Source organism: Yersinia similis, from assembly GCF_001053095.1.
Lineage (GTDB): Bacteria > Pseudomonadota > Gammaproteobacteria > Enterobacterales > Enterobacteriaceae > Yersinia > Yersinia similis.
Genome location: NZ_CGBP01000014.1, coordinates 102,293 through 114,581 on the forward strand (window position 1 = coordinate 102,293; position 12,289 = coordinate 114,581).

Below are 12,289 nucleotides of genomic sequence, written 5' to 3' on the forward strand. Positions count from 1 at the left end.
GAAGAGAAAAACTATGTCCACTCAAGACGCAAAAACTAAACAAGCTACAGTCGCCAGCGCGACGGAATATAGCGATTTTAATACATTACTGACTAAAGAATTTAAAGCGAAGTCTGAGCAGACGATAGCAGCAGTAGAAGGTGCCGTTAAAACGTTGGCTGAGCAAGCGCTGGCTAATTCGGTCACGGTGTCAGACGATGCTTATAAAAGCATTGCTTCCATTATTGCAGAGATCGATCGCAAGCTATCAGATCAAATTAACTTAATTTTGCACCATCAAGAATTCCAGTCTCTGGAAAGCGCATGGCGTGGGCTGCACTATTTAGTCAATAACACGGAGACTGATGAGAAGTTGAGATTACGTTTCCTCGACATCTCTAAAGATGAATTACGCCGTAACATGAAGCGTTATAAAGGTGTTGCCTGGGATCAAAGCCCACTATTCAAAAAAATCTATGAAGAAGAATATGGCCAACTGGGTGGCGAACCTTACGGTTGCCTGGTAGCAGACTATTACTTTGACCATACTGCACCTGACGTTGACTTGTTGGCTTCAATTGGCAAAGTTGCCGCTTCTGCCCACGTGCCATTTATTACGGGTGCTGCACCATCAGTGCTGCAAATGGAATCTTGGCAAGAACTGTCAAACCCACGTGATTTGACGAAGATTTTCACTCAGAATCTTGAGTATGCCGCATGGAACTCACTGCGTCAGTCTGAAGACTCTCGCTATATCGGCCTGGCGATGCCACGTTTCTTGTCGCGTCTGCCTTATGGGATCAACACCAACCCAGTAGATGCCTTCCATTTTGAAGAGACGACTGATGGCGCAGATCACAGCAAATATGTGTGGTCAAATGCGGCTTATGCGATGGCTGTTAACATCAACCGTTCTTTCAAAGAGTATGGCTGGTGTACGCTGATTCGTGGTGTGGAAAGTGGTGGTGTTGTTGAAGGCCTGCCATGCCATACCTTCCCGACGGATGACGGCGGCATTGATATGAAATGCCCAACAGAAATCGCTATTTCTGACCGTCGTGAAGCGGAATTGGCCAAGAATGGCTTTATTCCACTGGTTCACAGAAAGAATACTGATTACGCGGCATTCATTGGCGCGCAGTCCCTGCAAAAACCCGCAGAATATTACGATTCGGATGCGACGGCTAACGCCAACCTTTCCGCTCGTCTGCCATACCTGTTTGCTTGTTCACGTTTTGCACATTATCTGAAGTGTATCGTGCGTGACAAAATCGGCTCTTTCAAAGAGCGTGATGAGATGCAACGTTGGTTGAATGATTGGGTGATGAACTATGTTGATGGTGACCCAGCTAACTCTTCCCTGGAAACTAAAGCGCGCCGTCCTTTAGCCGCTGCCGAAGTGATTGTTGAAGAAGTTGAAGGTAACCCTGGTTACTATCAGGCTAAATTCTTCTTACGCCCTCATTTCCAGTTAGAAGGTTTGACAGTATCCCTGCGTATGGTTGCTAAACTGCCTTCGCTGAAAGACGTAGCATAATTAAATAGATTAAAACAGTACGTTGATGACGAGATAATACTCTCTGTCAATGTGTTGTAAGCATCAATATTTAACTGTTTCAAGTCTTGTTATACAGCAGTAAAAGGATGCGTTTTCATGCTGTATCTTGCATGGGACCTTTATTCATTCAGTATTCAATATTGAATGATGTAGTAATGGTTGTTCGTGAAGTATTTCAATAGTCAACTAAAAACTATTTTTATACTTATTTGTATCAAAGGAAAGGGATGTGCCTCCGTATTTTATATGGGGTCTTCCTACACTCAATGTTTTGCATTGAGTGACATTTATAAAAGTGCTAGAGAGGATATTATGGCGCAAGATATGTTTATCAAAATTGATGGTATTGAAGGTGAGTCTTTGGATGCCAATCACAAAAACGAAATCCAGGTATTAGCTTGGAACTGGGATGTTGCTCAACACTCGAATATGCACAGCGGTTCAGGTGGCGGTTCAGGTAAAGCATCTGTTTCAGATTTTTGCTTCGCACATTATATCGATAAAGCTAGCCCGAACTTGTTGAGCTATTGCTTGCTGGGTAAGCACATTAAAAATGTTCAGTTCGTGCTGCGTAAAGCAGGTGGCGATCCACTGGAATATCTGACAATTAAATTTACCGATGTCATCATTACTCGTGTTGATATGGCTGGTTCTTTGGAAGATGAAACTCGTCCACGTGAAGAAATTCGTTTCTCATTCACTAAGATGACTCAGGACTATGTTATGCAGAATGCTGAAGGCCATAAATCTGGCGTTATTTCTGCTAACTACGATGTTAAAGCTAACATGCACAGCTAATTAAGCTGGCTATATAGCTACCAAACTTGCCACCCTAGAGGTGGCAGGTTTTCTTAATAAGTGGTTTGAGTGACATATACGACAGATACATCGTCTTAACTTGTGTTACAGGCTTTATCCACAATACGTGTAAAAGGACATACAGAAGAGTCAGCGTGCAGGGGTGTCAATTAGCCCCGTCATGATGCCGTTAATCTGTAGCTGAAAATATTATTGTGGATAAAGCTTAACGTTTTTTTAATTAGGCTAAGTATGAATAAAAGTATCCGAGGGTTTTACCGGGCTACACAGTACTTATTTTTAGTACTGGTCACTTTATTGACGATAGCCTGTAGTTCAAAAACTCAACCTGAAAAGGCTGAAAAACTTACCGTCGAGATCGCTACAGCAGCGGATATTAATCCTAATGATAAAGGGGTGGCTAACCCGCTAAGAATTGCGCTTTACACACTAAAAAACATGGATGAGTTTCAGTCGAGTGATTTTTTCACTATTACTGAAGAAAACACGCCATCGCTAAAAGAGCAGATGGATAACGTGTATGACCGGATTATGTTGCCAAATGAGACCAAAAAAATAGAGCTGACACCTGATGCTGGCGTTACTGCTATAGGCATCGTGGCTGCTTATCGTGAAATTGAACAGGCGGAGTGGAAAGCGGTTATTTATCCGTTGCCCAAAAAACGCGTGGACCCTTGGTATAAAAAAATGTGGCCAGGGCGAGACCAACAAGATCCGATCGTGAAGGTACGCGTTGAGCGTCTGTCAATATCAATTAAAGAAATGGATTAAGCCGTGAGAACTAACAAAGTCGTTTGGAGTGAGGGGCTTTTTCTTCGCCCACAACTTTTTCAACAGCAAGAACGCTATCTTGAATATTACGCCCATAAAAGAGCCGCAACGATAACCCCATTCTTTTGGGGATTTGCGCAATATGAAATTGACAGAGAAGCGCTCTCGTATGGCAAATTGGTATTGCGATCTGGGAAGGGCGTGTTACCCGATGGCACGCCATTTGATATTCCCGGTCATGCTGAATTGCCTGAACCGCTCACCATCACCTCAGAACATCTGGGTAAGTTGATCTATCTGGCGGTACCACTTCGCTTGGATAACAGTGATGAAACAATTTTTGATGAGCACGATATGAGCTCATTGGCACGTTTTTACGCCTATGAAGCCGCGCTCAGCGATACCAATGCTATTCGGCAAGGGCCGAAGCCGGTGCAACTGTCAAGATTACGCCTCAGATTAGTATCAGAAGGTGAGATGACAGAATCATGGATTGGTCTGCCATTAACTAAAGTCAGAGCAATTCAGCCTGATGGCAGCGTCTTGCTACACACTGAAGATTATATTCCTCCAGTGACGGGCTATGCCGCAAGTTCATTACTGTCTGAGTGGCTAACCCATCTTAATGGCTTGGTTAAAATGCGCGCGGAGATGTTGGCCAATCGCCTGTCAAACAGTGATGGTAAAGCGAGTGCCAGCGCAGAAATTGTCGATTATTTGCTACTGCAAATTTTTAATAAATATGAGCCGATTCTCGATCATTTAAGGCATATTCCTGAATTACCGCCTATTACGCTTTATCAGGAGTTGGCTAAGTTCTCGGGTGAATTATCCACCTTTATCCGGACCAAAACCCGCCGACCTCGTCCGGCACCAGGCTATGATCATGCGAAACTCTATGCGTCGATTCGTCCGTTGGTTGACGAAGTTCATGAGCTACTGAATCAGATCTTGGTGCGTGCAGGGCAGATGATACCGCTGGAGACGAAAGGCAATGGCGTTTGGTCTGCATCTGTACTGCCTAATGAATTACGCTCGTTTTCAAATCTGGTACTTGCCGTTCATGCGCAATTGCCGATGGATGTGCTACAGCACCAATTTTCAGTGCAAACAAAAATCAGCGCACCTCAGCAATTGCATGAACTGGTGCGATCGCATTTACCAGGGTTGGAATTACAGCGTTTGCCGGTACCGCCCAGACAAATTCCGTATAGCGCAGGGTACGTTTATTTTGAATTGATAAAAAATGGCCCCTTCTGGGACAAGGTTTCCAATGCTGGCGCCATTGCCTTGCACGTGGCAGGTGATTTCCCTGCATTGAAAATGGAGCTCTGGGGGATTAGAGATTCATGAGTGACAGCAGTGATTTGAACCTTGGAGGGTCAATGCCTCCTTTTGATCAAAGCAGAAATGTGGATGAGAGTCCGCAGGCGTTAGGCCGGTTCTTGCTTGATGAACCAATGACATACCCAGATAGCACTCAGGATAACGCGGCCTTCACCAGAGAAGCCCCTCATTCTGGTGCTGCACAGCAATATGACACGACCCTATTACGGGGTGAAAGTGTGCAGCAGCGTGTCGCTAAAGTGCTCGCATCTTCAACGCCATTATTGGAAGCGTCGCAGCCACTATTGCGTGCCTTGAGCGAGATGCCTGCTCATATTGGGGATGTTTCACAGGTTCATATATTAAAACAAAGCCTTAAAAATGAGATTACCCTCTTTAGTGTGGTGTGTGATGAAGCGGATATCTCATGGAAAAAAATGGCTATCGTCCGCTATTGTCTTTGTACTGCGTTGGATGAAGCTGCTCACACTATGTCGTGGGGAATGATGGCAGGTTGGTCACAAAGCAACCTGTTGAACCATTTTGAAGGCGATAATGACGGTGGGAATAAGTTTTTCTTATTGGTCGGCCGTCTCTCTATGAGTCCGCATGAATATGCAGATGGTTTAGAGGTTTTGCTGCGCATTTTAGGGCTTGGTTTTGAGGGGCGCTACAGCATTATCGAAGATGGTGACCGGCAATTAACTAAAATACGCCAAGGGTTGCTGACGCTGCTCCAAAGTACCCGAGACACGATCCCTCCGGCACTTTCTCCACATGGGTTGATAGCACACCAAAACAGAAAACGGCGGGGCATTTTTGTTCCGGTGCGCGTATCCATGCTGTTGTGTGGTTTTCTAATTGCCGCGACCTTCATTGGATGTAAATACTTTCTTTCGGTACCGGAAAGTGACTTGCTAAAAAGAATGGGGGCATTGCAACGTGTGGTTGTTACGCCACCAGTCGCCGCACCAAAACTTCGACTGTCTATTTTATTAAAAGACGAGATAGCGAAGCAGCTAGTCAGTGTTGATGAAACGAGCAACAACAGTAAAGTCATCTTTAAAGGTGACTCCATGTTTATGGTCGGCTCGGATAACGTCAGACCTGAAATGATTGACGTGATTAAACGCGTCGCGCAGGAAGTGCATCGCGTTAAAGGGGCAATCCTCATTGTCGGGCATACAGACTCTATGCCTATTAATAAACCCGGCTTCCCTAATAACCAGGTACTTTCCGAAAAACGCGCGGCCAATGTTGCACGCTATATGGAACAGGCAGGTATTCCAACCGACAACATTCGGTTTGAGGGCAAGGGGGAAACGCAACCGGTTAGCAGCAATGACGATGCGACAGGACGTTCGCAAAACCGCCGCGTAGAAATTTTTGTTAATTATTGAGATAACGAATGTCTTATTTGAATCGATTGTTTTCTGGCTGGGCCATGAAACGCATATTGCTAGTCGGCTGCTTTATATTGCTGGCTGCGGCGATATGGTTTCTGGGGCCTTTCCTCGGCTTTGGTGAGGCGCGGCCTCTCGAAAGTTACGAAGCCAGAATTATTTGTATCCTGCTGGCACTGCTGCTGATCTTAGGTTTTTGGTACGGCGCACCGCGCTTTGTCATTGCCGCAGTCGTTGCCTGTGCTGCGGTATGGGTGATTGGCCCATTCATATTAATTGGTGATGATCATCCTCTGACTGATGGGATCCGTCGTGGCGTCATCATCGCTGTCATTGCGTTTATTACACTCATTTATGGCACCTGGTGCTTAGTGAAAGCGTTGGCGAAAAATCCAGCGTTACTGGATAACTTCATTAAGCACAAGAAAGCGGCCAAGCCTGAAGCGGAGGCTGAACTTTCTGAAGTTAATGCGATGATCCGCAATGGCATGAACTATGTGCGCCGTATTCACAGTGGTATTCCGGCATGGCGGCGTTTCTTTATCTCCAGCCGTTGGCGTACAGAACTGCCTTGGTTCATGGTTGTCGGTATGAAAGGTGCAGGGAAAACCTCCCTGATCCTCTCTTCAGGACAGGACTTTCCTTTACCTGAGCAGTTGAATCGCATTGGCAAAGAAAATCCACCAACTCAGCATTGTGAATGTTTGTTCTCTAATGACGCCCTGTTTTTAGATACCTCAGGGAAATACATTGATGACAGCAAAGATAATCAAACTGAGTGGAGCGGGATATTAAAGGCCCTAAAAAAATATCGTCCGGTTAAGGCAATTAATGGCGTTATTGTCGCGATTTCGGCATCCGATATCTTGGGTAAAAGTAAAGCTGATTTACTGAATGTGTCGGCGACACTACGCACGCGTTTGGATGAGGTACGTGCGGTCTTGGGCGTACGTTTCCCGGTGTATGTCACGATTACAAAACTGGATCAATTATCGGGTTTTGATGAATATTTCCGTAATTTAACGGCAGAAGATCGCGAGCAAATTTGGGGTGTGACTTTCCCTTATAACGAGGCGAAAGAGCAATCAGATATGCCACTTCAGCAACGTATCAGCCATGAGCTGGCACTGCTTGAGGATCGTATCAGCAATAATATGCACGTCCGTCAGCAGGAAGAGTATGCCGTGGCGGACAGAAAAGGCATGTATGCACTCCCTCAGGATTTCAGGATGCTCTCCCAGAGGGTAACGGAAGTTTTACAGAATGTTTTCTTCGCCTCACGCTTTGACGAAACAAAATTTCACACGACCCTGAGAGGGATCTATTTTGTCAGTAGTTGCCAGCCTGCGGATGTTGAACTGTTAAATAACAACACGCTGATTCAAAAGTGGCGTAACGTTATCAATCATAAAAAACCGTTATCGCCAGCCGATTTATCACAAAAAAGTGATAATGAAGATCGGTTTATTAGTGATGTGGCTTATGGGAAACAATATTTCCTCAAGCAGTTATTTAGCGATGTTATTACCAAAGACGCCGACTTAGTCAGCTATAACCTGAAAGTGCAATCCAAATACCGTTTTCAGAATCTATTGGGACACGCTGCTTGTATTGGGTTGGCGGTTTGGCTGGTTTGGGCATTCTTGGTCAGCTTCCAGCATAACGAGGGGTATTTACAGGCGACCGGTGCCAAGCTTGGTCAGTTAGAGAGCACGGTGATGAGTTATGCCAAAACGTCCAATGCGCAGATCTTGCCTGCGTTATTGAACGCGACACAACAGTTACCTGAATACGGTACGCTGGATGTGGCTAACCCTGAGCTTGACTGGCGTTATGGCTTATATACCGGTAGCGCAATCTCAAAAGGTGCGAACACGCTATATCAGTTTTTCTTGCAAAAATATCTCTTCCCAATGGTTGAGAATCAAAGCGAGGTTGCATTAAGAAAAGCGATGAATTCGGGTCATAGCGAAGAGGTTTATGCCGCACTGAAGCTTTATTTGATGCTGACGGGAGAAGGTAAGTTTGATCGTCAATATATGATTGAGCACGTTACCCAAGATTGGCAGAAAAGTGGAAAGATTGAGCCGTACGAAGAAAAGAGTATTTTTGTCGGTCATTTGAACACGCTGTTTACTCTGAAAGACTGGCGGCAGTATGGGCAACCGGCAGATAGCGAACTGATTAAACAGGCTCGGGCAATACTGGCGGAAAAAACGGTGACCGCCAGACTTTGGGGGCGTATTCAATCCCGCTTATTGGCAGATGCCCCTGCCAATATGACGCTACGTAAAATGGTGGGTGAGCATGCGACACAGATATTCACCCTATCAGATGATGAACTACTGCATGAAGGGATCCCAGGGCTTTATACCTACGCGGGTTACCATGAGGTGGTTAAAAAAAAACTGACACCTTTGCTGATGTTACTTCAGGAAGAGGACCGGTGGGTGATGGCGCAATCGCTGTCATCTTCTCTTGACCCCCTGACGTTAAGACAAGATGTTCTGGTGATGTATTTACAACAGTATGCCGCTTATTGGAAACGCTTTCTCTCCAGTGTTCGTCTGATTTCTGTCGATGCGGACAGTGCAGAGTATGCTCAAGGGCTGTCTCTGGATATTACTTTGTTAAGGACGTTGGTTTCAGAGAATTCACCGTTACTCAATTTGGCCAGGCAGGCGGTAAAAGAAACGACGCTCGCTGAAAAAGAAAAAGCCATTACTGATGAAATAGACATCAGAACGCAAGGGCAATTACTCAGCCAGGCTAAAAAATTACAAGAAACGATCGCGTTTCGTGAAAATAAACTGATTAAAGAGTGGGTTGATAATCGTTTTGAATCTCTGAGAGTCTTCGTTAATGGGGAACAGAGTGCTGATGCCACGGGGAGCAATAATCTTTCTGTTCTTCAGGGAACACAGATGAGCCGAATAATCGGGACATTAAACGATCAATATACTCGCTTTGTTGTTTATAACAGTGCTTTCGAATATGGCGATATTCCTCCGTTATCCCATGATGGGGAACGTATTGCGGTGGAATCACAAACGTGGCCGGATCCGTTTAGAAATATTATTGCGCCGTTATTAACCGGCTCATCCCAGAAATTTGAAAATAAAGTTATTACTCACACTTCCAAAGCGATTGATATGGGGGTAGGGGAAATCTGCCGGAATACGCTGCAAGGGCGTTACCCATTTGCTGAAAGCGAGCAAATTGTTAGTTTGAATGATTTTGAACGTTTCTTTGGGACTGACGGTACGGTGGACAGTTATTTCAAGAAAAACTTGGAAAGTAAAGTCGATACGTCCTCAATACCTTGGCGTTACAAGGGCAGCGTAAGTAGTGAAGGTTTGGCGTTCTTTGAACAGGCGGCAATGATCAGAAACGTGCTATTTAATACCAATGACGGTAAAAAAATGGCATTAGATTTTTCCGTATCAGTGCGTTATTTAGCACCCACTATCACCCAACTTATTATGAATTTTGATGGTAATACTGTGCGTTATTCCCATGGTCCCGTAACGCCCGCCTTCTTTAAATGGCCGGGTTTACGTCAAGGCACCATTGTCAGCTTAACGGCCCAGCGCCAGAAAGCATCCGCGATGCCTGATATTCTTTTTCGCGGACCTTGGGCACTCCTGAAGTGGGCTGATCAGGCCGATGAGATCCGCGATGAAGCGAATGGCAAACAGACGCTGACTTATCTCATGGGGAAAGATCGTGTCGAGCTTGAAGTCTCGGGTTTAACGCATGGTGGTGAAACCATTAGCGATCTGCTTAGAGATTTCAAATGCCCCAGTGCCAATGACATGAATGATATTTGGTAAGTGTACGTAGGTTAACGTTGACCGCGCTCAGGAGGTATTTGCCCACATCGCGGCTTATATACCCTAAATAATTCGAGTTGCAGGAGCGCGGTAACAGAGGAAGTGTCAATTGTAACGATGCAATGGATGCCATGGACTGACTTGGCTGCGTTGTTCAGGGAAAGATATTTATATGGCTTTGGAGGCAACGCGGGTATGGAAAGATAATGGAATCTCACAAGATTGTAATTATGAACAGACAATTAAAAGTGTCATGCACACTTTTTCGATATTAACTAGACATTAGGTATTAGTATGTCAAGGACAATAAATTTGAGCAGCCCGGCTATGCCTTATCTATTGGGTGAGCCTGCGCTGGTACTGTCTAAGTTGGAAGGTGAGGAAGCCTTTTCGACTTTATATTCTTATACTATTACGGCAAAGACACCGGCTAACCCATTAATTCCTTGGCAAGCGGCTTCAAATGTCGATCTCAAATCCTTAATTGGTAAAGAGATGACGATTGAAATGGAACTGGACGGTAACGGCCTGGGTGATGTGAGAAGTGTAGGTAAAGGCACGCGTGAAATTACGGGTCTGGTTGAAAGAGCCAGATACATTGGCCGAGATGCTAATCAGGCCATATTTGAGATCATTATCAGGCCTTGGTTCTACCTGGCTAATTTAACCTCTGACTTTAAAATTTATCAAAATAAAAACGTCGTTGATATTATAGAGGAAGTGTTCTCAGACTATAATTTTCCGTTTGAGAAGCGGCTGGCTACAACCTATCCGATATTAGACTTTCAGGTTCAGTACGGTGAAACCGACTTTAATTTCCTTCAGCGTTTGATGGAAGAGTGGGGCATTTACTGGTTCTTTGAGCATCAGGATCATAAACAAAAATTAATTCTTGTGGATCATGTTGGTGCGCATAAACGTTCGTTCAGTGCTGCCTACCATGCTATTGAGTACTTGTCGGATGAGCCTAAAGCGGGTGAAGAGTACATCACACAATTCCAGACTCAGGAAACCCTGACGAGTGGGCGCTGGGTCACCAACGATTATGACTTCACGAAATCCCGTGCCGATATTCTGGCAATGGACAGTAAACCGCGTAAAACCAGTTTTAACGATCTTGAGATTTATCACTGGCCTGGGGATTATGACCAGCCAGATATTGGTGAACACCTGTCAAGAGTGCGTATTGAAGAACGTGGTGCATTGGGTTCGCGGGCGGTCGGTTCTGGTCAACTGCGTGGGATAGTTTGTGGCGCTAACTTCGAGCTGAAAGGGTTCCCCGTTGATAAAGCGAATCGGGAATATATGGTTATCTCCAGCCGTTTGATGGTGGCTGAGGTTGATCAACTGTCCGGCGGTGAGGATGCGTTTAGCTGCGAAAGTTCTTTCATGGTTCAACCGACGACCAAAATCTATCGTCACCCACAATCGACACCAAAACCGAAAACCAATGGACCGCAAAACGCCATTATTGTTGGGCCACCGGGTGAAGAGATTTGGACCGATGAATATGGCCGCGTAAAAGTGCGTTTCGTTTGGGATCGCTATGGCACCAACAGCGAGTCAGATTCTTGCTGGCTGCGTGTGAGCCAGGCTTGGGCGGGGAACAGCTTTGGTGGGATCTATATTCCACGTATTGGTCAGGAAGTCATTGTTGATTGTATTAATGGCGATCCTGATCGGCCAATGGTGATGGGTAGCCTTTATAATAACGTGACGCGTCCCCCTTGGGATCTGCCTGCCAATGCGACGCAAAGTGGCATGGTCAGTCGTACCGTTGGCGGTGGGTTAACCAACTATAACGGCGTTCGTTTTGAAGATAAATCGGGGCTGGAGCAGTACTGGGAACAGGCCGAGCGCGATATGTCGCGTTTGACTAAAAATAATGAAACGCAAATTATCGGTGCCGATTCTGTCTTGAATGTAGGGGCCAACAGAAGTGAAGTTGTCGGTGCCAATTATAACCAAGATGTTCTTGGTACATCCATGTTAGCCATCGGTGCTGCCTCTATGCTACAGGTGGGGTTGGCGCGTAGTGTTGTGGTTGGCGGAGCGCATTCACTGAATGTGGTTTTGGCGAATGCCACCAATGTGGGCGGCGCTAACATGACCAATGTAGGGGGATTTAATGGCCTTGCGGTGGGGGGAGCCCATCAGACTGCTGTAGGCGGTGCCGCGACACTGGCGGCCGGCGGCCCTATTGCTATTGGGGCGGGCGGTGAGCTTATCCTCAGTGGGGATATCGTAAAAATTGTTGGTAAAAGTAAGGTTATTATTCAGGGCGGTGTAGTTCACATTAACTCTGATGATTGTTGTGGCCGTAAAACGGGCAATGGCGGCGGGGCATTCGGTGCCTTCGCGAGCCTTGCTGGTTTATTGCCGCTGGTTGGTTGCATTGCCTTACCGCTACCTTTACCCTTGTTGCCAATAGTGGTGCCACCAGTGACATCACCACCAGATCCGATATTGCCACCAGTGACATCGCCACCAGATCCAACATTGCCGCCAGTGACTGAGTCACCAGATCCGACATTGCCGCCAGTGACCGAATCACCAGTGCCGACCGACACCCCAGTGCCGACCGACACCCCAGTGCCGAC

7 protein-coding genes are annotated in these 12,289 nt (G+C 45.9%); all 7 read left to right on the top strand.

Annotation, left to right across the window (positions count from 1 at the left end):
- The first annotated feature begins 13 nt into the window (after positions 1–13).
- Positions 14–1,516: a type VI secretion system contractile sheath large subunit gene (gene tssC, locus AC971_RS12310; RefSeq protein ID WP_002211574.1), complete on the top strand. Its 1,503-nt coding sequence runs from the start codon at positions 14–16 to the stop codon at positions 1,514–1,516.
- Between the two features lie 333 nt (positions 1,517–1,849).
- The gene (locus AC971_RS12315; RefSeq protein WP_002211573.1) at positions 1,850–2,335 is read left to right on the top strand and encodes an Hcp family type VI secretion system effector; all 486 of its coding nucleotides are present in this window, start codon (positions 1,850–1,852) and stop codon (positions 2,333–2,335) included.
- A 252-nt stretch (positions 2,336–2,587) separates the two neighbouring features.
- Complete coding sequence (gene tssJ, locus AC971_RS12320; protein ID WP_025384380.1) at positions 2,588–3,127, top strand: type VI secretion system lipoprotein TssJ; 540 nt, start codon at positions 2,588–2,590, stop codon at positions 3,125–3,127.
- 3 nt (positions 3,128–3,130) lie between these two features.
- Positions 3,131–4,480 (top strand): type VI secretion system baseplate subunit TssK, encoded by a 1,350-nt coding sequence (tssK, locus tag AC971_RS12325; RefSeq protein WP_025384379.1) that lies wholly within the window; start codon positions 3,131–3,133, stop codon positions 4,478–4,480.
- Positions 4,477–5,853, top strand: coding sequence for a type VI secretion system protein TssL, long form (tssL, locus tag AC971_RS12330; RefSeq protein WP_025384378.1), 1,377 nt, complete (start codon positions 4,477–4,479; stop codon positions 5,851–5,853). The genes tssK and tssL overlap by 4 nt, the downstream gene beginning before the upstream one ends.
- Positions 5,854–5,861: 8 nt before the next feature.
- Positions 5,862–9,689, top strand: a complete 3,828-nt coding sequence (tssM, locus tag AC971_RS12335) for a type VI secretion system membrane subunit TssM (RefSeq protein WP_025384377.1) — start codon at positions 5,862–5,864, stop codon at positions 9,687–9,689.
- A gap of 294 nt (positions 9,690–9,983) precedes the next feature.
- On the top strand, positions 9,984–12,289 hold a 2,306-nt coding region (gene tssI / locus AC971_RS12340; RefSeq protein ID WP_050103586.1), incomplete at its 3' end, for a type VI secretion system Vgr family protein.

Excerpts from the sequence above, each read along its gene's own strand:
- tssM (WP_025384377.1), top strand. The coding sequence starts at position 5,862 with ATGTCTTATTTGAATCGATTGTTTTCTGGCTGGGCCATGAAACGCATA.
- tssJ (WP_025384380.1), top strand. The coding sequence starts at position 2,588 with ATGAATAAAAGTATCCGAGGGTTTTACCGGGCTACACAGTACTTATTT.
- tssL (WP_025384378.1), top strand. The coding sequence starts at position 4,477 with ATGAGTGACAGCAGTGATTTGAACCTTGGAGGGTCAATGCCTCCTTTT.
- AC971_RS12315 (WP_002211573.1), top strand. The coding sequence starts at position 1,850 with ATGGCGCAAGATATGTTTATCAAAATTGATGGTATTGAAGGTGAGTCT.
- tssC (WP_002211574.1), top strand. The coding sequence starts at position 14 with ATGTCCACTCAAGACGCAAAAACTAAACAAGCTACAGTCGCCAGCGCG.